This window comes from Blautia sp. CAG:237 (assembly GCF_000436615.1).
GTDB lineage: Bacteria > Bacillota > Clostridia > Lachnospirales > Lachnospiraceae > Blautia_A > Blautia_A intestinihominis.
This window is the reverse complement of record NZ_FR886723.1, coordinates 22,286-47,079: the sequence shown is the minus strand read 5'-3', so window position 1 is coordinate 47,079 and position 24,794 is coordinate 22,286. Positions and strand designations below refer to the sequence as shown.

Sequence of the window (24,794 nt, the reverse complement as noted above, 5' to 3'; positions counted from 1 at the left end):
GCATGAAAAAACTGGAATTACAAAAATGCATTGTCGGAAGTGTATACACAAACTGCTACTTCCTCAAAAATAAAGAAAATGGTGAACTGCTGATCGTGGATCCGGGAGATGCGGCGGATACGATCGAGCGCAAAGTTTCCGAGATGCAGGGCAAGCCTGTCGGAATCCTTCTGACGCATGGTCATTTTGATCATATCATGGCAGCAGATGAGGTAAGAAAGAAATACAATATTCCAATCTATGCAAGTGAAAAAGAAGAGACAACACTTCTGAATCCGAAGGTGAATCTGTCAGTGTTTGGTCATGGAAGCTGTACACTGGATGCGGATGTTTATCTTAAGGATCTTCAGACCGTAGAACTGGCCGGATTTTCAGTACAGATGATCGAGACACCGGGACATACTGTTGGAAGCTGCTGTTATTATCTCAAGGATGAGGGTGTGCTTTTCAGTGGCGACACCGTATTTCAGGGATCAGTAGGAAGAACGGATTTTCCGGAGGGCAGCACAGCAGCAATCGTCAGAAGCCTTCATCGTCTTCTGGATGCACTGCCGGATGAGACAGAGGTATATCCGGGGCATGATGCATCGACAACAATCGGTTATGAAAAGAGGTACAATCCATTTGTATAAGATTGATATACTTTTTCTTGATAAAGAATTTGAACATGATATTTATGAACTGATCCGTGCTTTTTATCCAGGAAGTGAAATCACTTCTTCCTATGATGAGAGAAAGGAAGGCTGTGATCTTTATTTCCGGATCGAAAAGCAGGATGAGTCCTGCATGATCCGCTATGAGGATCATGAGAACAAAGGTGTGACAAGTGCAGAATTTGTAGAAGGGCAGTCTTCGGATGCCCTTGTTTCTTGTTCGGCGTCAGAAGATGCTGATGCGAAAGAACAGGCACATGCAATCCGTAAAGAACGCAAGGACATCGTGAAACTGGCACTGTACAGGTTATTGGTCAGCCTGACGGGCAAAACCCTTCCATGGGGAAACCTGACCGGGATCCGTCCGGCGAAGCTGGCAATGGGACTTATTGAGTCCGGAATGAAAAACACAGAAGCAGCGCAGGAAATGAGAGACCGCTACATGGTCAGCCCCCAGAAAACTGCACTGGCGATCACGATCGCAAACAGAGAGCGGGAAATCCTGAAGGACATTGATTATGAGAATGGTTACAGTCTTTATGTCGGAATCCCGTTCTGCCCGAGTATCTGCCTTTACTGTTCTTTTAGCTCTTATCCGCTGAAACAGTGGAAGGACAGGGTAGATCTGTATCTTGAGGCTTTGTGCAAAGAAATCAAAGCTGTCTCTGAGATTATGAGACAAAAGGGTAAAAAACTGGACACTGTCTACATCGGAGGCGGAACACCGACTACTCTGGAACCAGAACAGCTGAAAGTCCTGTTTGATTCCCTTATGGAACATTTTGACTGCGAGCACCTTGTGGAATTTACGATCGAGGCAGGAAGACCGGACAGTATCACCAGAGAAAAACTGATGATGATCCGAAATTACCCTGTCACGAGGATTTCTGTAAATCCACAGACCATGAACCAGGAGACACTGGATATCATCGGACGCAGACATACGGTACAGGAAACAGAGCAGGCGTTTAAACTTGCAAGAGAGTGTGGCTTTGATAATATCAATATGGACCTGATCGTGGGACTTCCAGGTGAGGACAAAGCGATGGTGGAGCATACATTAGAGGAAGTCAGACGGCTTGCACCTGACAGCCTGACGGTACATTCCCTGGCGGTAAAGAGAGCAGCGCGCCTGAATATGTTCAAAGACAAATATCAGGAAATGACGTTTGAGAACAACCAGGAGATCATGGATATGACCATGAAAACAGCCTATGAAATGGAAATGGGACCTTATTATCTGTACAGACAGAAGAATATGAAGGGTAATTTTGAAAATGTAGGCTATGCAAAGGTTGACAAAGCCGGGATTTACAATATACTAATTATGGAAGAAAAACAGCCGATCATTGCCCTTGGCGCAGGCGGCTCATCCAAACTGGTCTTTGACCATGGCAGACGCATCGAGCGTGCAGAGAATGTCAAAGACGTAACTAATTATATTTCCCGTATCGATGAAATGATAGAAAGAAAACGTGCAGGAATACAGAAATGGCTCTAGGCAGGAGGTATATACGTTGGAAATGACACAAGAAGAAGAGATAAAGTCCCCGGACAGGCTTCTGGAATTTGATCTGTCTGCCGAACTGAATCACGGAATTGCGGTCAGTAATCTTGCGTATGCGGTAGCGAAGGAGCTGGGGCAGGATGAGGAGTTCTGTTATCAGCTTGCCATTGCAGGAATACTTCATGATATTGGCAAACTGAAACTTACAGGATACATTAACGGACAGGAAAACGATCCGCTTCTGATCGAGGAACTGAAATATGTCAGGATGCATTCGACACTTGGTTATGAAGAACTGAAAGATCAGGATTATTCGGAAACAGTTCTTCAGAGTATCCTTTATCACCATGAGAATTATGACGGAAGTGGATATCCATCCAATCTGTCCGGTGACAGTATTCCCCTGGGCGCCAGGATCCTGAGAGTCTGTGATGTATATGCAGCACTGATCTCAGACAGACCTTACCGCAAGGCATTTGATGTAAGCAGTGTGATAGAGCTGATGATCGATGAGATCAAAAACTTTGATATGGAAGTTTTTCTTGCATTTCAGAGAGTGGTACATGATAACAAATAACAGGAGGACAGCATGGCATTAAAGAAAAAACCGGTAACCGGTATGAAAGATATTTTACCAAAGGAAATGGAGATCCGTAATTATGTGATGAACATGATCCGTGAAACTTACGGCAAATTCGGATTTACAGCAATTGAGACTCCGTGCGTGGAGCACATCGAGAATCTCAGCAGCAAACAGGGTGGGGAAAATGAGAAACTGATCTTCAAGATCCTCAAACGTGGAGAAAAACTGAAACTTGATACAGCAGAGTGTGAGGCAGATCTGGTAGACTCCGGACTTCGTTATGACCTGACTGTACCGCTTTCCAGATATTATTCCAACAATGCCAGCCAGCTTCCGGCACCATTCAAGGCACTGCAGATGGGAAATGTATGGAGAGCAGACCGTCCGCAGAGAGGCCGTTTCCGTCAGTTCATGCAGTGTGACATCGATATTCTTGGTGAGTCCACATACCTTGCAGAGATCGAGCTGGTCATGGTGACTACCACACTGCTTGGCAAACTGGATTTCCATAACTTCACGATCCGTATCAACGACAGAAAGATCCTCAAGGCTATGGCACAGTACAGCGGCTTCCCGGAAGAAAGCTTTGATACTGTATTTATCATTCTTGACAAGATGGACAAGATCGGTCTTGAAGGCGTAGCAGAAGAACTCGAAAAAGAAGGCTTCAGCAAAGAAAGCATTGATACATACCTTGGTATGTTCAAAGAAATTACTTCTGACATTGAGGGCGTACGCTACTGCAAGGAGAAACTGAGAGATGTCCTTGATCCGAAGGTTGCAGAAGATCTGGAAACTATCATCACAGCAGTAGATTCTGTAAAGAACGCAGATTTCAAGATCTCCTTCGATCCGACTCTGGTTCGTGGAATGTCTTACTACACAGGTCCAATCTTTGAGATCGCAATGGATGAATTTGGCGGCTCTGTCGGCGGCGGCGGACGTTATGATGAGATGATCGGTAAATTTACAGGTCAGAATACATCTGCATGTGGATTTTCCATCGGATTTGAGAGAATCGTTATGCTGCTTCTGGAGAGAGGATATGAGATCCCGACAAGCGCAGCCAAGAAAGCATATCTGATCGAGAAAAACATGCCGGCAGACAAACTTCTTCCAATTCTGAAACAGGCAGAAGAAGAGCGTAAGAACGGCGTTCAGGTCAATATTTCTATCATGAAGAAAAACAAGAAATTCCAGAAGGAACAGATGACCGCAGAAGGATATACAGAATTTGTAGAATTCTTTAATAAATAATATAAATGCTTCAAAAGGAGAAAAATCATGGCTGAAAGTATGAAAGGTCTGCACAGGACATGCCGATGTGCAGAAGTAACAAACGATATGGTCGGCAGCAAAGTAACTCTGATGGGATGGGTTCAGAAGGCCCGCAACAAAGGGGGACTTGTCTTTGTTGATCTTCGTGACCGTTCCGGAATCATGCAGGTTATTTTTGAAAATGGCGGCATTGATGAAGAGGGATTCGAAAAAGCCGGCAAACTGAGAAGTGAGTTTGTGATCGCAGTTACAGGTACTGTTGAGAACCGTGGCGGCGCTGTAAATGAAAACCTTGCTACAGGTGCACTCGAACTTCGTGCAGAATCCTTAAGAATCCTGGCAGAGTCCGATGTTCCGCCTTTCCCGATCGAGGAAAACAGCAAGACAAAAGACGAGATCCGTCTGAAATACCGTTACCTTGACCTGAGAAGACCGGACCTTCAGAGAAATCTGATGATGAAGAGCAAAGTTATGATGCTCACCCGTAAATTCTTCACAGACGAAGGATTCCTTGAAGTTGAGACACCAATGCTTGGTAAGAGTACACCGGAAGGTGCAAGAGATTACCTTGTTCCGTCCAGAATCCATCCAGGTTCTTTCTACGGACTTCCACAGTCTCCGCAGCTTTACAAACAGCTTCTGATGTGCTCTGGATATGACCGTTATATCCAGATCGCACGCTGCTTCCGTGATGAGGACCTTCGTGCGGACCGTCAGCCGGAATTTACGCAGATCGATATGGAGCTTTCTTTCGTAGATGTTGATGATGTCATCGACGTAAATGAGAGATTCCTTGCATACCTGTTCAAAGAAGTTCTTAATGTAGATGTTAAACTTCCGATCCAGAGAATCACCTGGCAGGAAGCTATGGACCGTTTCGGTTCTGACAAGCCGGATATGCGTTTTGGAATGGAACTGCATGACGTAAGCGAAGTAGTTAAGGATTGCGGATTTGTAGTATTCAAGGGTGCTCTTGAGGCAGGCGGAAGTGTTCGTGGTATCAACGCAGAAGGCCAGGGCAGCATGCCGCGTAAGAAGATCGACAAACTCGTTGAGTTTGCAAAGACTTATGGTGCAAAAGGTCTTGCTTACATCGCGATCGCAGAAGACGGCACCCGCAAATCTTCTTTCGCCAAATTTATGACAGAAGAAGAGATGGATGCACTTGTTCAGGCTATGGAAGGTAAGCCGGGGGACCTGCTTCTCTTTGCAGCAGACAAGAACAAAGTTGTATACGATGTTCTCGGAGCTCTCCGTGTAGAACTTGCAAAACAGATGGATCTTCTTGATAAGAATGAATATCGTTTCGTATGGGTAACAGAGTTCCCGCTTCTTGAGTGGAACGAAGAAGAAAACCGTTACACAGCAATGCACCATCCATTCACCATGCTGATGGATGAAGATATCCCGCTGATCGAGAGCGGAGATCTTGGAAAGATCCGTGCAAAAGCATACGATATCGTACTGAATGGTAACGAGATCGGTGGTGGTAGTGTTCGAATCCACCAGAATGATATCCAGGAGAAGATGTTTGAGATGCTTGGCTTCACCAAAGAAGCTGCTTATGAACAGTTCGGATTCCTCCTGAATGCATTCAAATACGGAGTTCCGCCTCACGCTGGACTGGCTTACGGACTTGACCGTCTCGTAATGCTGATGGCAAAAGTTGACAGCATCCGTGACGTCATCGCTTTCCCGAAGGTAAAAGATGCTTCCTGCCTGATGACAGAATCGCCGAGCAGAGTAAGCGAGCAGCAGCTTGAAGAACTTGGACTTGAGACAGCTCCGGAAGAAGCTGAATAATTAATTATATACAAAAACTCCCGCCAGCCTGTGATATAAAGGTCTGGCAGGAGTTTTTTGATCTGGAGAAGGACGAAAGTTTATTCTTCGTAGGAACTGTCATCGGATGCAGTGTCATCTTCATAATTATCAGCATTTGCGTCATCATCCGAAAAATCGTAGCCGGAATCGAAATCTTCTTCATCGATATATTCGGAAGAATCAGACAGTGTTTCGTCAGATGGTTCGGAGTTACTTTCATCATTTGAAAGTTCGCTGTTTTCATCTGGGACAGGTGTGGTGCTGAGCGTTCCAAATATAGCATTTCCGATGGCTTCACTGTTTTCCAGGAGTTTCCAGGATGCACCGTCGTTGGTAAGATGAAAAGTAACAGAAGAAGTGACGGTATCTGTGTTTTCCTTAATGCTGTTAAGGAGAAGTTCCAGAGAATGCTCATATCTTTTGGAAGAACCATCAATGACGGCATCAACAGAGGAGAGATAAGTATCCCGGCTGCTCTGATAATCAGAAAGTATGGCTGCACTGTCAAAAGTTGTAATTTCTGTAGTTACGACAGCATTGTAACTTTGAATATTGCAACTGGTGATCTGATAATCAAGAGTTTTGTGAACCTGATCGACAAGAGCTGATGCAATGGAATTCTTGGCAGAATCTGAAGTGTTCAAAAGACTTTCCAGACCAAGATAATTTCCCATTTGTTTAGAATCCATGGTTTTGAGGGTATCTAAATAGACGGACAGTGTTTCTTCTGGAGACATGAGATCACTGTCGGACAGATAAGTCATAAGACCGCCGACAAGATCATTTTCCAGAGAATGGGTCCGTATGATCTCCCATTCCTGTTTGGAAGTACCTTTGTCTGTGAGCCTGATGGTACATTCCGTTTCCATAGTTTCATAGTGATTCTGCTTCAACAGATCATCAAGGATCAGATAACGGTCCTCCATGGAAGTTGTAGTTTCTTCGGTGTCTGCTGAATCAGAACTGGCTGCCTTGAGGATTGCTGCTTTGAGGGAAGCTTCGGCGTAATCGGAAGCTAAGGTCTGAGCATCTATGGTAGTCAGCTTTATCTTTGCTGTGGCTTCTTTTTTATCTTCGTCGACGTCAAGATCAAGAATTTGATAATCAAAATCCTGAAAGAAGAGAGAAAAAACTTCTTCTACTTCCTGGGAAAGAGAAGTTTCCGTCGTTGCGTCGGGGAACAGTTCTTTATAGGATACATATTTCTGGGCAGTATCGGAGTCCAGATTCTTGAGGAGATTCAGTTCGTTGCTGATCACTGTTTTTACATCGGTTTTATCGAGGTGGGAACAGCCGCCAAAACAGACAACTGCAAGGATAAAAACGAAAAGAGAGATCAGATTTTTGGCAATCTTCATAAGTATCTTTCCTTTCAAAAAAATATTCTTATACATTTTACCAAAAATCAGCTCAAAAGTCAAAAAAATGGATATTTTACTCTGTTTTTGGAAAGAAAACGTGAAAAAAATGTGAAAATCTTAATGATTTTGTGGAAGACTTTCTTTTTTGGAAACAATCTGCTATGATAGGTAAGATAAAAAAGTAGCTGTTACAGAATTGTAGCAGTAATCATGTAACATAAATTAAGAAACAAAAAACGACAGGAATATGTCAGAATGTCCGATGGCGAAGGGCTGTAAGGAGGAAACTTCATATTATGAAAAAAAGAATTCTGATCCTTTTGGGGATCCTGATAATAGGAGGAGGCGCAGCGGGAGTCTGCTGGAAAACAGGAGTGTTTGGACAGCAGGAAGTCAGCGGAGATGTTGTATATGTAACACTGATCAGTGAGATCAATGGAGATGCTGCAGGTGTATCCAACAGATATGCAGGCACGGTAGAACCGCAGGAAACGGTTGAGGTGGAACTGGAGAGTGGAAGATCTGTCAAGAAAGTCCAGGTCAAGACAGGAGACCAGGTCAAAAAAGGACAGCTTTTGTTTGAATATGATCTCAGCAGTATTCAGGACAGCCTGGAGGAAGCGCAGCTGGAACTGGACCGTCTCAAGAATGAGGAGTCCAGCCTGAATGATCAGATTGCTACTCTCGAGAAAGAAAAGAAACAGGCATCTCAGGACAATCAGCTGTCTTATACAATTGAAATTGAGACAAACAAAATGAATCTCAAAAAAAATGAATATAATCAGAAAAGCAAGCAGGCAGAAATTGATAAACTGCAGAGCGCAACAGGTAATACTGAGGTGAGAAGTTCGATTGATGGTGTAATTCAGAAGATTGACACATCTAAATTATCAACAGATGATGGAGACAGTCTGGATGACAGTGCTGACGATATGTCTTCTTATTCTGATACAGGAAGTGGAAGCAGCAATGCATTTATTACGATTCTGAGTACTGGTTCGTACAGAGTCAAAGGAACTGTAAATGAACTGAATATCCAGAACATTGTAGAAGGAGAACCGGTAATTGTCCGGTCTCGTGTGGACAGCAGTCAGATCTGGCATGGGACCATGGGTACTATTGATAAGGACAGTGCAACTACCAACAGTAACAGCAACAGCTTCGGTATGATGGATGCAAGTGGAGATTCCCAGACTTCTTCAAGTACCTATCCATTTTATGTGAATCTTGATTCTTCTGACGGTCTCATGCTTGGACAGCATGTTTACATAGAAAATGACGAAGGACAGGAAGATCAGAAAGCAGGCCTGTGGCTGAGTGAAGTGTATATTTCAGATACAGATACTGACCAGCCGTATGTCTGGGCAATGGGTAAGGACAAGAAACTTGAGAAGCGCAGCGTGATTCTTGGACAGTATGATGAAGAACTGGGAGAATATGAGATCGCAGACGGACTTACGAAGGATGATTATATTGCTTACCCGGCAGAAAATCTCAAAGAGGGAATGGCAACGACCAAAAACAGAGAAGAAGCTGTTGAGTCAGATAATGTAGATATGGAGCCTGTTTCTGATATGAGTTCTGATGAACTTCCGGCAGATGATAATATGGATAGCATTGACTACGGGTATGACGGAACAGACGACACCATGATAAGTGATTACGATACGGGTGATATGACCGATGGTGATCTCCCGGACGAAGATCTGGTCCCGATACAGGATGATACGGAGGCAGAGTAATGATCTTGGAATTAAAAGGAATCTATAAGGATTACCAGCAGGGCAAAATGAGCGTTCCGGTACTGAAAGATATCAACTTTTCCATGGAAGAGGGAGAATATGTGGCAATCATGGGACCGTCCGGTTCAGGCAAGACAACACTTATGAATATCATAGGATGTCTTGACAAACCGACAAAGGGAGAATTTTTTCTGGATGGTCAGGAGATTGGAACCTGTTCCGAAAATGACATGTCAGATATCCGTCTGAACAAGATCGGTTTTGTTTTTCAGAGTTTTCATCTTCTTCCGCGGCAGTCAGCAGCAGCAAATGTGGAACTTCCGCTTAACTATGCCAAAGTTTCAAAGAAAGAACGCAGACAGAGAGCCCTCAAAGCACTGGATCGTGTAGGACTTGCTGATCGAGTTGACTTTAAGCCGAACCAGCTTTCCGGAGGACAGATGCAGAGAGTGGCGATCGCCAGGGCAATCGTAAACAGTCCGAAACTGCTTCTTGCAGATGAACCCACAGGAGCACTGGACAGTAAGTCCGGAGCACAGGTCATGGAGCTTTTTCAGAAGTTAAATGATGAGGGGGTAACAGTCCTGATGATCACGCATGATCCGGAAATCGCAGCACATGCGAAACGTGTAGTAACGATCCGTGACGGTGAACTCAGGGAAAAAGAGGTGAATTCATGAAGAAAAAAATCATCATAGGAGTTCTGATCGCTGCATTGATAGCGGGCGGTACTGCCGGTGGTGCAGTTTATTACAGAAAATCACATCAGAGTGAAGTGTCAGTTGTAAGTGTGGACAGCCTGGCGAGTCAGTATTATACGGATGATACCAGCCTGGAGGGAAATATCGCTACAAGTGCAGTTCAAAGTATTACCATAGACAAAGACATGATCGTTCAGGATGTTTATGTATCAAAAGGCGATACAGTAAAAAAAGGAGACAAACTGGTTTCTTTTGATATGACACTGGTGCAGATGGAACTCAAGATCGCGAAACTGAAGCAGGAACAGCAGGAACAAAATCTGGCAAAGGCACAGAAACGACTTGCGAGTCTTCAGAATGGAGGTCCTGTTGAGGAAAGCGATGCAGGCAGTGATTCTCTGAATGCAGACCAGCCATCGGACACAGATACAAGCAGCACCGGAGATGAGCTGGCTTCGGCTGGAAGTTCCCTGAACGGAGTTTATCTGGCAGCAGTAATGAATCCAATTCTGGCGGCAGCCATGCTGGAAAGCACAGCTTCGACCGAGGATTTTACGGATACGCAGCAGGAAGCTTCCTCTGAGGAAGCAGATACGAGCGCAGATGTGGATTTTGGTTCTGATGATACAGGGGAAGATGATACGGAACCTACGCCGATTCCTGAACAAACAGAAACACCGGAAGAGACACCGATACCAACACCAACGGAAACACCGGGAGCAGATCAGCCGCAGGACGATTTTGTGGATGATGTAAAAATTGTGGATATAGCACCAGGTGAGAATAAAGATAAACTGATGGATGGAGAATCACAGTTTGTGAAGATCCTGAATGATGAAACAGAACCTATTACCGGAACTGGTACGAAGGATGATCCGTTTGTGTTCCTGTGTGACTCGTCCGAAGGATATGTAGTTGCAAAAGGTTCTTTCCTTAACAAAATGGCACAGTTTAACAGTGACGGTACAAGGGATGCGGGAAAGACAGGATACTGGTATCAGCTGGAATTTCATCAGAATAATCAGGTGACAGATTATCAGGACAGAAAGTCATCCTGTATTGGGTATTATCTCATTGATGGAAATCTTCTTGACAAACGTGTAGATAATGATTCGGAAATTGAATATACACTGGATGGTGCAAGTCAGTATGAGGATGAATTACCAGATGATGGTGGAGATTATGATAATGCGGATGATTCAGGAAACGCTTCAATTACCAGAGATGAAGCAATCAAAATCCAGAAATCAAGAATTCAGAGTCTGAGTCTGGATATTCGGGAAAGCAAACTGAATATCAGTAAACTGGAAAAGAAGGTTCAGAAAGAAACGATTTACAGCAGACTGGATGGAACTGTGGCAAAGGTTGGAGATTCCACAACTTCATCTTCTGATGGAAGCACTTTTATGACAGTTAAGAGCAAAGAAGGATACTATGTTAAAGGAACGGTAAGTGAACTGATGCTGGATCAGATAAAGGAAGGCACAGAATTGAAATGTTCCACTTCAAATGGTGACTTTAATGCAAAGGTGGCATACGTGTCCGAGTATCCTGTTTCGGGCGATTCTTCCTATTATGGAAGTGGGAATCCGAATGCTTCTTACTACGAATATACAGCTACTATAGAGGACAGTTCCGTTAAAGTATCAGATGACGACTGGCTTACGGTTATGCTGGCAGGAAATGTGGTCAGCAATGGAATTGTTCTGGACAGAGCATTTGTCCGCACTGAAAATGGAGTCAGCTATGTCTACAAGGATGATAATGGTGTGCTGAAAAAACAGATTCTGAAAGTGGGAGGCAATGTAAACAGTGGATACAGTGTTCTCGTAACAGGAGGAATCACCAGAGAAGACAAAATTGCTTTTCCTTATGGCGATGATGTTGCAGATGGTGTCAAAACAAAAGAAGTTTCAGCAGACGAAATGTATGGCTACTAGGAAGGTGGGAATTTATGCTTGAAAATATCAGAATATCCATTCAGGGAATCTGGTCTCACAAAATGCGATCCTTTCTGACAATGCTTGGTATCATTATCGGTATTGCCTCCATTATTGCAATCGTTTCAACTTTGAAGGGAACAAATGAACAGATCAAGGAAGACCTGATCGGTGCGGGTAATAACACGGTTTCCATTACGCTTAATTATGGAGACAGTGCTTATGACCAGGATTACGGAATGAGTGATGGGAAAGCTGCACCGCTTCTTTCAGATGAACAGAAAGAAGAAGTACGGAAACTGGATCATGTAGAGAATGCGACATTTTTTTACAGTCGTTCTTATGCGAGCAACGTTTATTATCAGAATGTCAGTTTCCAGGGCGGAAGCATTTATGGAATAGACATGGAGTATCTGGAAACTCGCGGGTATATGGTCAGAGCGGGTAGAGGTTTTGTACAGAAAGATCTCAATGAGATGAGAAAGGTCGTTCTTGTGGATGATAATGCAGCAGAGAATCTGTTTGCAGGAGAGAACCCGGTAGGTAAGACGATTGAGATTGGATCAGAACCGTTTACCGTTGTCGGGGTTGTTCAGCAGAGTGACGACTATCTTCCGAACATCAAGACGATTGACGAGTTCAATGAATATTATCAGACCATCATGGGAACAGTTATGATCCCGGAAACCACCTGGCCGACAGCTTTTCAGTTTGACGAGCCGCAGAATGCAGTGATCCGTGCGGATTCTACAGACAATATGAGTTCTGCCGGAAATGCAGCAGCGGAAGTTATGAATCAGGGAATTGATACAAATTCTTCCAAGTTCAAATACAAGGCTGACGATGTGATGCAGCAGGTAAGAAATATGCAGAAACTCAGCGAAAGCACCAATACACAGCTGATCTGGATCGCAAGTATTTCTCTGCTGGTAGGAGGTATCGGTGTTATGAACATCATGCTGGTATCTGTCACAGAGCGAACGAGTGAGATCGGTCTAAAGAAAGCGATCGGAGCAAGAAAAAAGGTCATTCTTTTCCAGTTTCTGACAGAAGCGGCCATGCTGACAAGTATTGGCGGTATCATTGGAGTTATTGTCGGAATTGTCCTGTCGAAAGTGGTCTCCAAGCTTTCGGGAGCACCGACGGCGATCAGTATTCCGGCGATCATCGGATCAGTAATATTTTCCATGCTGATCGGAGTTATCTTTGGACTGCTCCCATCTGTTAAGGCAGCAGACCTGAACCCGATCGATGCACTGCGAAGTGAATAAGTCAAAAATCTGTTACTGTGAAACATCTCACCCGGTATCTCAATTAAAAATATAAAAGCCGGATATTTTTTACATTTTATATAAAAAAACCTCTATGGTTCCCGGGAACCATAGAGGTTTTTTTATATAAAATGTAAAAAATATCCGGCTTTTATATTTTTAATTGAGATACCGGGTGAGATGTGCTAAACTATAAACAGTATGCAATGATTCAATAAGGATATGAGTATTGTTATCTGAAAACAGAAAAACACATGAGGAGATACAGTATGGGAAAAATTGCGATTGTAACAGACAGTAACAGTGGCATTACACAGGATGAAGGACGAGAGCTTGGAATTTCTGTCCTCCCGATGCCTTTTTATATTAATGATGTTATGTATCTTGAGGGGATCACACTTTCTCAGGAAGAATTTTATGAGAAGCTCAAGAACGATGAAGCAATCTCTACTTCACAGCCAGGCCCGGCAGAAGTCTGCGGACTGTGGGACAATCTTCTGGAGGAGTATGATGAGGTTGTGCACATTCCGATGTCCAGCGGATTAAGTGCAGCATGCGATACTGCAACAGCACTTTCCAGAGAATATGGCGGCAAAGTACAGGTTGTCAACAACCAGAGGATTTCCGTAACACAGCGTCAGTCCGTTCTGGATGCACTGGCACTGCGTGATGTAGGCAAGACAGCCGCAGAGATCAAAGAAGTTCTCGAAGCGGAAAAAATGGAATCCAGCATCTACATCACACTGGAAACACTGAAATATCTCAAAAAAGGCGGCAGGATCACTCCGGCAGCAGCAGCGATCGGAACTGTTCTCAACCTGAAACCGGTTCTTCAGATCCAGGGAGAGAAATTGGATGCCTATGCCAAGGTAAGAGGTAAGAAACAGGCAAAGAAAGTCATGCTCAAAGCAATGAGAGAAGACTGGGACAGCCGTTTTAAGGAATATGCAGAAGCAGGAGAAATGTGCCTCCAGATGGCATATACAGGAAACAAAGAAGAAGCAGAGGAATTCAAGAATGAAGTTCAGGCAGCATTCCCGGGTCTGGACATCCATATGGATCCGCTTTCTTTAAGTGTAGCCTGCCACATCGGACACGGAGCACTCGCCGTAGCCTGCTCCAAAAAAGTAACTGTAAAATAAGGAGATATGATAATGAAAAAACTTATGGAATTAATGGCAGAGGAACTTGCTTCTGCTTTTGAAAAAGCCGGATATGATCCGTCATACGGCAAAGTAACCGTTTCCAACCGTCCTGACTTATGTGAATATCAGTGCAACGGAGCAATGGCAGGAGCCAAAGCTTACAAGAAAGCACCGTTCATGATCGCAGATGATGTAGTTGTATATCTCAAGGACAGCAAGATCTTTTCTATGGCAGAGGTTGTAAAACCAGGTTTTATCAACCTCAGAGTCAGAGAAGAATTCCTTGCAGACTACCTTAAGGAAATGGAAGCAGACCCGAAATACTCTGTCAGGACTGCAGAGACACCAAAGACCATCATCATCGACTACGGCGGACCGAACGTAGCAAAACCGCTCCACGTAGGACATCTTCGTTCCGCGATCATCGGAGAGAGTATCAAACGTATCGGCAGATATGTAGGACACAAGGTGATCGGTGACGTACATCTCGGTGACTGGGGACTCCAGATGGGACTTATCATCACAGAACTCAAACACCGCAAACCGGAGCTTGTTTACTTTGACGACAGCTATCAGGGAGAATACCCGCAGGAAGCACCGTTCACCATCAGCGAACTGGAAGAGATCTATCCATGTGCAAGCGGTAAATCCAAAGTAGATGAGGAATACCGTAACGAGGCACTTGAGGCAACACATCAGTTACAGCAGGGCAAACCAGGCTACATGGCTCTCTGGAACCACATCATGCAGGTTTCCGTAACTGACCTCAAGAGAAACTACAGCAATTTAAATGTATCCTTCGACCTCTGGAAAAAGGAATCCGACGCACAGCCATACATCCCGGATATGGTCCAGATGATGAAAGACCAGGGCTTCGCATACGAAGATCAGGGAGCACTCGTTGTAGATGTCAAAGAAGACACAGACACCAAAGAAATCCCGCCATGCATGCTTCTCAAATCCGACGGAGCATCCCTTTATACAACAACAGACCTTGCAACGATCGTAGAACGAGTAAAACTCTTCGATCCGGATGAGATCCTCTACGTCGTAGACAAACGCCAGGAACTCCACTTCATCCAGGTATTCCGCTGCGCAAGAAAGACCGGTCTCGTAAAACCAGAGACAGAACTTTCCTTCCTTGGCTTCGGTACCATGAACGGAAAAGACGGCAAACCATTCAAGACAAGAGACGGCGGCGTTATGCGTCTTGAAAACCTGATCGCAGACATCGACGAAGAAATGTTCCACAAGATTGTCGAAAACAGAAGCGTCAAAGACCAGGATGCGCAGGAAACAGCCAAAGTAGTAGGCCTCTCCGCAATCAAATACGGTGACCTCTCCAACCAGGCAACCAAAGACTACGTCTTCGACATCGACCGCTTCACCTCCTTCGAAGGAAACACAGGTCCGTACATCCTCTACACAATTGTACGAATCAAATCCATCCTGAACCGTTACAAAGAAGAAGGCGGAAACCTCGAATCCGGAGAACTCCTCCCGGCAGTAAACACCAGCCAGAAAAACCTCATGCTGGAACTGACCAAATTCGGAAGCACCATCGAAAACGCCTTCGAAGAAAAAGCACCACACAAAATCTGCGCTTACATCTACGAAGTCTCCAACGCCTTCAACAGCTTCTACCACGAGACCAAGATCCTGAGCGAAGAAAACCAGGGCCAGAAAGAATCCTTCCTCAAACTCCTGAGCCTCACCAAAAACATCCTCGAAACCAGCATCGACCTCCTGGGCTTCTCAGCCCCAGACCGCATGTAAAGTTTCCGTCCCTCACCTTTCCCCTTTTGTTCACACAAAGCGTGGTCGAAAAAGGGGGAGCCCGAGGGGGAAAAAACGGCCTTCGCAACTTCGAGTGCGTTCCCCCTCGGAGGTTTTGGGGTTAAAGAATAGAGAGCAGAAAGGAGAATAGTTATAGATTTAACAGGCAAAATCCTAAAAAACCGCTACTGCATCATATCCAAGATAGGAGAGGGCGGGGAGGGAACCACTTACCTCTCCCGCGATATGGACCTGGGCACCTTCTGGACCATCAAACAACTCCCCATCTCAAAGAAAACCGAAGCAAAACTTCTAAAACATCTCAACCACCCATCCCTCCCAAGAATGACAGACTACACCGAACAAGACGATTCCTGCTACCTCGTCATGGAATACATCAAAGGCAAATCCCTTGAATCCCATCTAAAAGAATCTTATCAATTTTCTTTTGACCAAATCTTAACGATCACCCATACAATTCTTCAAATTTTTCAATACCTGCATTCACAAAAACCCCCCATTTATTATGGCGACTTAAAACCAGACAACTTAATCTTAGATGAAAATGGAAAAATCTACCTCATAGATTTTGGAAGCGCCCTGTGCAGTTACAAAACTGCAAGAAAAACGATAAAGGGAACAAAAGGCTACGCCGCCCCGGAACAATACGAAGGCATCCTGACCGCACCCAGCGATTTCTACGCCCTCGGCAAAACACTGCAAAAACTTTGCGGAAAAAAGAAATACCACTATTATATCCGCTCCCCGCAATTCGCAAAATTCATTCACAAATGCTGCCGCCAGGACCCGGACAAACGCTGGCAGAATGCAGAAGAAGCAGAAAAATATCTTGCAAAGATCAATTGGAAACCATTCTCCCTGAAATCCGTCCTGGTTCCGGTCTGTGCTGCACTCCTCACCCTCCTGGCAGTTATCCACGGCGCAGAACAGCAGCCGGTACTTCCAGAATTCCAGAACGCACTGGCAGCCGTGACAGCCAGATTTTATAGCATGGAATATCAAAGCAGCGATAAAAAATCCAGAGAACTTTTCTGCCTGGATACGGAACACAGATTACAGCAGATGCTCAAACTCTACAGAAAAAGTGAAGAGCAGATCCGCCTCCTGGAATTACTGGCGTGGAACGGAGAACTGTTTGGCAAAGCAAACAAAGCAGAGTTTTATTACAGACAGCTGATCACATACGAACCGGAATACGGAGCAGGCTATCTGGAGTTTGGAAACTTTCTCAACAGACAGGGGCGATATGAACAGAGTATGGAGGTATACAGAGAATGGGAAAAACAGACATCAGAAAAGAAAACAGACAACAGTCGGATAACGCAGAATCAGATAGAAGCATGGAAAAAAGAAGCATCCTCAAAATAAAAAAGAACTTTCTGGCAGGAGTTTCGCTGTTGATATTTTTACTGCTCGCAGTAAAGGTTGTCCAGGCAATCGAACTGGGCGGCTTTGATGTTGATATGGGAACAGGAAGTTTCGAGGATGATTCCAGTTGGGATCAGGAAGAAACCACAGGCGGGACGACATCGTCCGACAATGATAATTATGACAGTAACAACAATTGGAGCAGCACAGAAGATTCCTGGAATACAGGAGACGATTCCTCTGGCGCAGGTGCAGGAAGTTACACGACAGGAAACACCAATACCGCACAGCCAGAAACAGACTGGAACGATTTTTTCTCAGCAGACTCGTATGAAGATGGAACTTCAAACAACAACACCGTGTCTCAAAATAACAGCTCAGAAACCGCCAGGGCCGCAGACCATCAGAACAGTAATGATACCCTTTACAATATTGAAAATACAGAACAACAGATCGCAGACATATCTCCAACACCAATTCCTTCCCCCACACCAACAATGACACCAATCCCATCCATCAGTCCCACTCCAACCCCGGTCTCAGAAATCCAGAAAAATATCCTGACAGTTCCACAAAAAGAAGAAGAGCTTACCGAAGAAGAATGCCGCCAGAAAATGCAGCTCATTTACTGCAGAAAAGAGATCCGGAATGCAGCAGAGGCAGAAATCATCCCGGATCGATCACGTGTGATCGCAGTTGTCTCGATCCGGATAAATGGAAAAGAAGCAGACTGGCACTGGAGGAGCAGCAGGATCCTGCTGAAACTGAACCCACAGGAAATGCAGACAGAAATCGAGACAGCCATAATGTGCAGGAAAGAATTGTCGTGGACGGAAGCAAAAAAGAATGCTATACTAACGTATAATATTTTTTGACAATGGAGGAAATTTATGTATAAAGCAATTTTTTTTGATCTGGATGGAACACTGACAGAGTCTGGCGAGGGAATCACCAAATCCGTTCAGTATGCACTGGAAAAGATCGGAAAACCAGAAGAAGACCTGGAGAAACTGAAAGTCTTTGTCGGACCGCCGCTCATGGAACAGTTCATGAAATACGCCGGTGTGGACGAGGCTACTGGACGCAAGGCAGTAGAATTTTACAGAGAACGATATGAAGTAAAGGGAATTTACGAGAATCATCCATATGAGGGTGTGGAGGAGATGCTTCAGGAACTGAAACGCAAAGGTTACATTCTGGCAGTCGCTTCCTCAAAACCAGAGTACTATGTAACGCAGATCCTTGATTATTTCAAGCTGAGTTCTTATTTTGATGTGGTTGTAGGAAGTGAAATGAACGGTGCCAGAACAAGCAAATCAGAGGTGATCGAGGAAGCATTGAAACGCATCAACATGAGCGATAAACGAAACGAAGTTCTCATGGTAGGTGACAAAGAGCACGATGTTCTTGGCGCGCGTGCGGCAGGACTTGACTGTGTGGCAGTTGCATATGGTTATGGAACACAGGAAGAACTGACAGAGGCGAATCCTCTCAAGATCGTTGATTCTGTCGATGAACTGCTTCATTTTTTCGACTGAGCCCTCGGCGTAAACAAAGCCGCATCCGCCGGATATGGAGAGTTCTTTATCCATGCGGAATCCATTTCTTGATCTCACAGATCATAGGGTATGCAGGAATCTGGCTTGCGATGCAGCTTTTGGGCGAAGGGGGAACGGAGGCTTATTATAATAATGCGATCCTGCTCACAGGGCTTACCGGACTTATCACTATGATTCCCTGTCTGTACTTTTACAAGAAGGACCGTCGGGCGAGAATAGCTGGCGGGCTGGTAACAGGACAGAAACCGAATCGGTTAAGCATTGGCGAATGCGGACTGATCCTGGTCATGGGAGCTGGTTTTGCGCAGTTTGCAAATATGTTCGTCAATATGATAGGTTCCTTTCTCAATACAGAGGAATATCAGGAGACGATGAGCCAGTTGACGGATGGCAAGAGCATGTTTTTCCTGATCGTGTGCATGGGAATCATAGCACCACTTGCGGAGGAGATCGTGTTCCGCTGGCTGATCTATCTGAGACTCCGGGATTATATGCGCTCCGGTGAGGCGATCGTGATCTCCGGTCTGTTCTTTGGCATTTATCATGGAAATCTGGTGCAGGGTGTCTATGCAAGTATACTCGGATGTCTTTTCGCGTATTTTCTTGAACAGACAGGCAGCCTGTGGACAAGTGTCCTGCTCCACATGGGTGCCAATATATGGTCGCTGGTCCTTCCTGAACTGGCGGCATGGCTGCTTGATAGATATCCGATGGGAATTGCCGTGATGCTGGTTCTGCTTCTGACTGGAATGTGCGCCGGGATCAGCTATTTCCGAAACCGTACGGATACAGAACAGCGAAGGATCATATAAGAAAAAGAAACTTCTGGAATGAGATTTTATTCCGGGAGTTTTTTTATTGCCCGAACGGCTCAAACCGGCTTTGTGGAAATTTTAGATTTGAAAGTATTGTCTGAAAGGCATGGATATGCTAGAATGAGCGTATTAAAACAATTAGTACACTATATACACATAGAAAATGCAGGAAAGGAGGACCTATGATCGTTTTAGACTATCAGGACAGGCGGCCGTTGTACGAACAGGTAACAGAGAAATTCCGGACGCTGATCTATCAGGGCGCACTGCCGGCTGATTCCAGACTTCCATCTGTACGGCAGCTGGCAATAGAACTGTCGGTCAACCCAAACACGATCCAGAGAGCGTATATGACGCTGGAGCAGGAAGGACTGATCTACCCGGTGAAAGGCAAGGGGAATTTCGTGGCAGACACACAGAAGATACAGGAAAAATACAAAGAAGATTTTCGCAGCGAATTTCTCGAACTGGTAAAGCGAGGCTGTCGAAGTGGATTTGAAGAAAAGGAACTGCTCACATTAGTACAGAGAGGGTACAAGGAGGAACAGAAATGATAGAGATCAGAGAGTGCAGCAAGGCATTTGGAGCACTTCAGGCGGTCAATAACGTTTCCATGGATATTGGAGAGAGGGAAGTGTTCGGACTGGTTGGAAGCAATGGAGCAGGAAAAAGTACCCTGCTTCGAATGGTAGCAGGAATCCTGAAGCCAGATAAAGGCAGCATCACCGTTGACGATATGGAAGTCTATGACAATGAAACTGCGAAAGAGCTGTTTTTTTACATATCTGATGACTGCTATTTTCCGACAAATTTTACACCGGCAGATATGGCGGCTTTTTACAGGCTTCATTATCCGAAGTTTGAGATCCAGCGTTTTTCCAAACTGATGCGGCAGTTCCGGCTTGATGAGAAACAGCGGATCAGCAGTTTTTCGAAAGGAATGAAGAAGCTGCTCATGGTACTTCTGGGAATCAGTGCAGGAACGAAATATCTTCTCTGCGATGAAACTTTTGACGGACTGGATCCGGTGGTGCGGCAGGGTGTCAAGAGCCTTTTTGCAGCAGAGATCCTGAGCCGGGAATTCACACCGGTCCTCGCATCACATAACTTGAGGGAACTCGAGGATATCTGTGACCATGTGGGTCTTTTGCATAAGGGCGGCATGATCCTCAGTAAAGATCTGGAAGACATGAAATTCCATATCCACAAGATCCAGTGTGTATTACAGGATAAGAAACTGGAAGACGCACTCAGGAAAGAACTGGATGTCCTCAAAATCGATCATCAGGGATCCCTCACGCTTATCACTGCAAGGGGGACAAGGACAGAGATCATGCACAGGATCCAGGAAAAAAATCCACTGTTCTGCGAGGTACTTCCACTGAGTCTGGAAGAAATTTTTATCAGTGAAACGGAGGTGGCTGGTTATGAGATCCAGAATCTTTTCTTCTAAATATATCAAAACGGTATCCAAAGGACAGGCATGGATACCGGCGTTTCTGACACTTGGATTTATCCTGGCATTTCCGGTGATAGGACTGGAGAAACTGGGATCCTGGAGAAATCTGGGATATACGCAGGATCAGATCACACTTTTGTATTATCGTTTGTGGAAGGATGGATTTGTCCTGACAGGAATGGCTGTTGCGATGGCGGCAGGATTTATGAATGCAGTAAATGGATTCCTGTATCTGTATTCCAGAAAGAAAACGAATTTTTATCACACTCTTCCAATGAAACGGTCAGAACTTTTTGCAGAAAAGGCAGTAATGGGACTGATCTACTATCTGGTGTCATATATCGTTATAGAATTTCTGACAGTCTGTGTTGGGGCAGCGAGGGGGCTTTTCAGCCTGGAACTTATGGGAATGGCAGTAAAAATGCTGTGCCTTCACCTGCTCGTTTATCTGATGATCTACTTCAGCGTTGTACTGGTCTTATGTATAACGGGAAATATGCTGATGGGAATCCTGACTTTGGGTGGAATATATCTGTACGGGATCGCACTGGAACTTGTCCTGGCGGCATGCGGACTTACTTTTCTGGATACTTTTATAGATAAGAGATATGGGATCATGGCATTTCTTTTGAAGGATGCTTCGCCTGCGGCATTTGCGTTCAGTCTGGCAGATGCCTACTCAGCCGGACACGCGGCGAAATATCTTGTGGCACTTGTGATCCTTATCGTTGTACTGGCAGTTCTTTCCTGGATCGCCTATGAAAAAAGACCTTCTGAGGCAGCAGGAAGATCCATGGTATACAGATGGGTAGCAGTACTGGTGAAATTTATGGTCGTGATCCCGACAGGACTGGCAGTGGGCTGGATCTTTTATCCGCAGGCAGATGGAAGGACAAAACTGATCTGGTGGGTGTTCGGCCTGATCCTGGGAACGGTACTTTCACATGGTATGATAGAAATTATCTACCATATGAGCTTCCAGAAATTTTTTGCAAAAAAAATGCAGCTTGTACTGGCAGGAGTGCTTGTGTTCGGATGTGCGATGATCTATCAGAAAGACCTTCTTCATTTTGACAGCTATCTTCCGAAACAGGAGGAGCTTGCATCTGTGAATATCAGTAACGGATATGATCAGGATTATTATGCTCATATAGAGAAAGCAGCAGATGGAGAATTTTATGATCTGACAGATAATTATAACTGGTACGATCCGGCAAATGCTCTGACAGGGGCAGACGGGATCGGAGACGAGACATACGAGGCTCTTGAAAATATCGTGAAAGACAGCCTGAATGTTGATAAAGCAAAAAAGAGATCTTATTTTATCTCTGTGAAATATACATTGAAATCCGGGCGTGTTGTATGCAGAGGTTACTGGGCTGATGTGAAGAATCTGAGAACTCTCATGAAAGGATTGTACGCAGAAGAAAATCTCAAAGAGAAAAAATACGAATTTCTGGATCTGGATGAAAAATATCTGACGACCATAGGAATGACAGATGCATGTGGAATGGGGTACAGTATCTTCCAGAATGATGACAGACAGAAACAGGAACTTCTCGATGCACTGAAAAAAGACATCGAGTCCGCATCAGCAGAAGATATGATGGAAGAAATAATAATCCAGCTTGACTTTAATTATGCACTTCCGGTCAGAAGTAATATCAACAGTCTTGTGCCGGGCAAGAACAATGAAGAAGTTACGTATGTGGACTGGAACCTTGGAGTTCCACCTTCTTTCAAAAATACACTTGCAATTCTTAAGAAAACAGGATATCCTCTGACAATAGAAGAACTGGATATCAACAAGATCTCACTGACTTATTATGAAGAGGAAAACATTTCCGAACAGGAAGAGTTTTTTTATACGAAACCAGAGGAAATAAAAGCAATCCAGAATGCACTGGTCCTGGAACGGAATGCATATGCGGGCGGTGATACGGAGACAGTTTCCAATGTAGCTGTTGCCGTTTACATGGAACAGGGGGAGATGATGAATTCCCTGTTTCTAAAGAGAGCAGATGTACCAGATTTCGTACTGGACAAAATGCAGGAACTTGGAATCAGCCCGGAGTTTTCTGATAACAGTGACGATGACGGAGATACAATGACAACCTACCAGAAGACCATAAACAGTTCGGGCAGGTGGCTCGCCTGGTTTGGAAAGTGAGACAGAATGAGGAGTGATTATGGCAAAAGCAGTAAGACTGGATAAATTTCTTGCGGATGCAGGGAAGGGAACCAGAAGTGAAGTAAAGAAATTTATACAGAAAGGTCAGGTTCAGGTCAACGGAACACCGGCGAAGAAACCGGAGCTTAAAGTCGATCAGGACAAAGACGTAGTCGTGCTTGCAGGTGAGACGGTTGGTGCGGCACCGGAGTTTGTCTATTATCTTCTGAATAAGCCGGCGGGCTGCGTCAGTGCAACAGAAGACAGAAACGACAGAACTGTCATGGAATATGTACCATCTGACAGGAAGGGACTTTTTCCGGTAGGCCGTCTTGACAAAGATACAGAAGGACTTCTCCTGATCACCGACGACGGAATGCTGGCGCACGAACTGCTTGCCCCGGGAAAACATGTGGACAAGACCTATTTTGTCAGAGTAGAGGGGAATGTGACACCGGAAGCAGTCGCGAAACTTGAAGAAGGCGTGGATATCGGAGAAGCGAAACTGACCATGCCGGCAAAAGCAGAAATCGTAGGCGGAAGCTTTGAAGAGACAGACGGATCTTTCGGACAGACAGCACGTGTCCGCAGAGAAAATCTCCCGGAAGTCTACACAGAACTCCATCTGACGATCCACGAGGGCAAATTCCACCAGGTCAAACGGATGATGGAAGCAGTCGGAACACCGGTCATCTACCTCAAAAGGATCTCCATGGGAACTCTCACCCTCCCGGATGATCTCAAAAAAGGCGAATGCCGTCCGCTGACAGAGAAAGAAGTAACAGAACTGAAAGAAAGCGTAAAATGTTAAAGAATCAGTAAAATTCATAAGAAAAAGTGCGAAAACCCTCTTTACACGGAGGGTTTTCTTATGCTATACTCTAGAAGTTGCAATGTGCGTAAAGACGCACAAATAAAAAGTCACGTACAGAGATTCCGATGGATGGTGCCCTTACGGTGTGAGGTTGGGTCCGGATAGAAAGTGATCTGTGCGGAAGAATTTAACCAAAAAGGAGAAAAATCATGAGCGTTATTTCAATGAAACAGCTTTTGGAAGCAGGTGTTCATTTCGGACATCAGACAAGAAGATGGAACCCTAAAATGGCTCCGTACATCTACACAGAAAGAAATGGTATCTATATCATCGACCTTCAGCAGTCTGTAGGTATGGTTGACGATGCTTACAATGCAGTAGCTGATATCGTAGCTAACGGCGGAAACATCCTTTTCGTTGGTACTAAGAAACAGGCTCAGGACGCTATCAGAGTTGAAGCAGAGCGTTGCGGACAGTACTATGTAAACGAGAGATGGCTTGGTGGTATGCTTACAAACTTCAAGACAATCCAGAGCCGTATCGCAAGACTGAAACAGATCGAAGCTATGGAAGCTGACGGAACTTTCGAAGTACTTCCAAAGAAAGAAGTTATTGAATTAAGAAAAGAACTTGCTAAACTGCAGAAGAACCTTGGCGGTATCAAAGAGATGAAACGTCTCCCAGATGCAATTTTCATCGTTGACCCTAAGAAAGAGAGAATCTGCGTTCAGGAAGCTCATACATTAGGTATTCCGCTTATCGGTATCTGCGATACTAACTGTGATCCGGAAGAACTTGACTATGTAA

General features: G+C 44.7%; 21 protein-coding genes. 20 read left to right on the top strand and 1 reads right to left on the bottom strand.

The window, feature by feature from the left end:
• Positions 1 to 2: 2 nt before the first annotated feature.
• From QZL69_RS06225 to aspS, 5 genes are read left to right on the top strand one after another with little or no spacing between them, the layout of a single operon-like run.
• Entirely contained in the window at positions 3 to 632 is a 630-nt protein-coding gene (locus QZL69_RS06225; RefSeq protein ID WP_022214367.1) for an MBL fold metallo-hydrolase, read from the top strand.
• A complete protein-coding gene (gene hemZ, locus QZL69_RS06220) occupies positions 604 to 2,154 on the top strand; it encodes a coproporphyrinogen dehydrogenase HemZ (RefSeq protein WP_118252654.1) in 1,551 nt (516 codons plus the stop codon). The genes QZL69_RS06225 and hemZ overlap by 29 nt, the downstream gene beginning before the upstream one ends.
• A 22-nt stretch (positions 2,155 to 2,176) precedes the next feature.
• A complete protein-coding gene (locus QZL69_RS06215; protein WP_118252671.1) occupies positions 2,177 to 2,737 on the top strand; it encodes an HD-GYP domain-containing protein in 561 nt (186 codons plus the stop codon).
• Between the two features lie 12 nt (positions 2,738 to 2,749).
• A complete protein-coding gene (gene hisS, locus QZL69_RS06210; protein ID WP_022214364.1) occupies positions 2,750 to 4,000 on the top strand; it encodes a histidine--tRNA ligase in 1,251 nt (416 codons plus the stop codon).
• 27 nt (positions 4,001 to 4,027) lie between these two features.
• Positions 4,028 to 5,824: an aspartate--tRNA ligase gene (gene aspS / locus QZL69_RS06205; RefSeq protein WP_022214363.1), complete on the top strand. Its 1,797-nt coding sequence runs from the start codon at positions 4,028 to 4,030 to the stop codon at positions 5,822 to 5,824.
• A gap of 80 nt (positions 5,825 to 5,904) precedes the next feature.
• Here aspS and QZL69_RS06200 read toward each other — a convergent pair whose 3' ends face one another.
• Complete coding sequence (locus QZL69_RS06200; RefSeq protein ID WP_022214362.1) at positions 5,905 to 7,203, bottom strand: hypothetical protein; 1,299 nt, start codon at positions 7,201 to 7,203, stop codon at positions 5,905 to 5,907.
• A 299-nt stretch (positions 7,204 to 7,502) separates the two neighbouring features.
• Here QZL69_RS06200 and QZL69_RS06195 point away from each other — a divergent pair, with 299 nt between their 5' ends.
• The 15 genes from QZL69_RS06195 to rpsB all read left to right on the top strand — a co-directional run.
• Entirely contained in the window at positions 7,503 to 8,948 is a 1,446-nt protein-coding gene (locus QZL69_RS06195; RefSeq protein WP_022214361.1) for an efflux RND transporter periplasmic adaptor subunit, read from the top strand.
• Positions 8,948 to 9,628 (top strand): ABC transporter ATP-binding protein, encoded by a 681-nt coding sequence (locus tag QZL69_RS06190; RefSeq protein ID WP_022214360.1) that lies wholly within the window; start codon positions 8,948 to 8,950, stop codon positions 9,626 to 9,628. Before QZL69_RS06195 ends, QZL69_RS06190 begins: the two co-directional genes overlap by 1 nt.
• Complete coding sequence (locus QZL69_RS06185; RefSeq protein ID WP_022214359.1) at positions 9,625 to 11,589, top strand: efflux RND transporter periplasmic adaptor subunit; 1,965 nt, start codon at positions 9,625 to 9,627, stop codon at positions 11,587 to 11,589. Before QZL69_RS06190 ends, QZL69_RS06185 begins: the two co-directional genes overlap by 4 nt.
• A 14-nt stretch (positions 11,590 to 11,603) precedes the next feature.
• Positions 11,604 to 12,860, top strand: coding sequence for an ABC transporter permease (locus QZL69_RS06180; protein ID WP_022214358.1), 1,257 nt, complete (start codon positions 11,604 to 11,606; stop codon positions 12,858 to 12,860).
• A gap of 269 nt (positions 12,861 to 13,129) precedes the next feature.
• Positions 13,130 to 14,002: a DegV family protein gene (locus QZL69_RS06175; protein WP_022214357.1), complete on the top strand. Its 873-nt coding sequence runs from the start codon at positions 13,130 to 13,132 to the stop codon at positions 14,000 to 14,002.
• Positions 14,003 to 14,014: 12 nt separating this feature from the next.
• Positions 14,015 to 15,781 carry an arginine--tRNA ligase gene (argS, locus tag QZL69_RS06170; RefSeq protein ID WP_022214356.1) on the top strand — a complete coding sequence of 589 codons (1,767 nt, stop codon included), beginning with the start codon at positions 14,015 to 14,017 and terminating at the stop codon, positions 15,779 to 15,781.
• Between the two features lie 147 nt (positions 15,782 to 15,928).
• Positions 15,929 to 17,170, top strand: coding sequence for a serine/threonine protein kinase (locus QZL69_RS06165; protein WP_330361750.1), 1,242 nt, complete (start codon positions 15,929 to 15,931; stop codon positions 17,168 to 17,170).
• Between the two features lie 29 nt (positions 17,171 to 17,199).
• Positions 17,200 to 18,045 (top strand): hypothetical protein, encoded by an 846-nt coding sequence (locus QZL69_RS06160; RefSeq protein WP_022214354.1) that lies wholly within the window; start codon positions 17,200 to 17,202, stop codon positions 18,043 to 18,045.
• Positions 18,046 to 18,060: 15 nt separating this feature from the next.
• On the top strand, positions 18,061 to 18,708 hold the full coding sequence (locus QZL69_RS06155) for an HAD-IA family hydrolase (protein WP_022214353.1): 648 nt from the start codon (positions 18,061 to 18,063) through the stop codon (positions 18,706 to 18,708).
• 68 nt (positions 18,709 to 18,776) lie between these two features.
• Positions 18,777 to 19,541, top strand: coding sequence for a CPBP family intramembrane glutamic endopeptidase (locus QZL69_RS06150; protein WP_291518624.1), 765 nt, complete (start codon positions 18,777 to 18,779; stop codon positions 19,539 to 19,541).
• Positions 19,542 to 19,726: 185 nt separating this feature from the next.
• Positions 19,727 to 20,098, top strand: a complete 372-nt coding sequence (locus tag QZL69_RS06145; RefSeq protein ID WP_022214351.1) for a GntR family transcriptional regulator — start codon at positions 19,727 to 19,729, stop codon at positions 20,096 to 20,098.
• A complete protein-coding gene (locus QZL69_RS06140) occupies positions 20,095 to 20,997 on the top strand; it encodes an ABC transporter ATP-binding protein (protein ID WP_022214350.1) in 903 nt (300 codons plus the stop codon). The genes QZL69_RS06145 and QZL69_RS06140 overlap by 4 nt, the downstream gene beginning before the upstream one ends.
• On the top strand, positions 20,972 to 23,173 hold the full coding sequence (locus QZL69_RS06135) for a DUF6449 domain-containing protein (protein ID WP_022214349.1): 2,202 nt from the start codon (positions 20,972 to 20,974) through the stop codon (positions 23,171 to 23,173). The genes QZL69_RS06140 and QZL69_RS06135 overlap by 26 nt, the downstream gene beginning before the upstream one ends.
• Positions 23,174 to 23,192: 19 nt before the next feature.
• Positions 23,193 to 23,984, top strand: a complete 792-nt coding sequence (locus QZL69_RS06130; protein WP_022214348.1) for a pseudouridine synthase — start codon at positions 23,193 to 23,195, stop codon at positions 23,982 to 23,984.
• A 212-nt stretch (positions 23,985 to 24,196) separates the two neighbouring features.
• Positions 24,197 to 24,794, top strand: a 598-nt coding sequence (gene rpsB / locus QZL69_RS06125; RefSeq protein ID WP_291518619.1) for a 30S ribosomal protein S2, incomplete at its 3' end; no start/stop codon positions are given.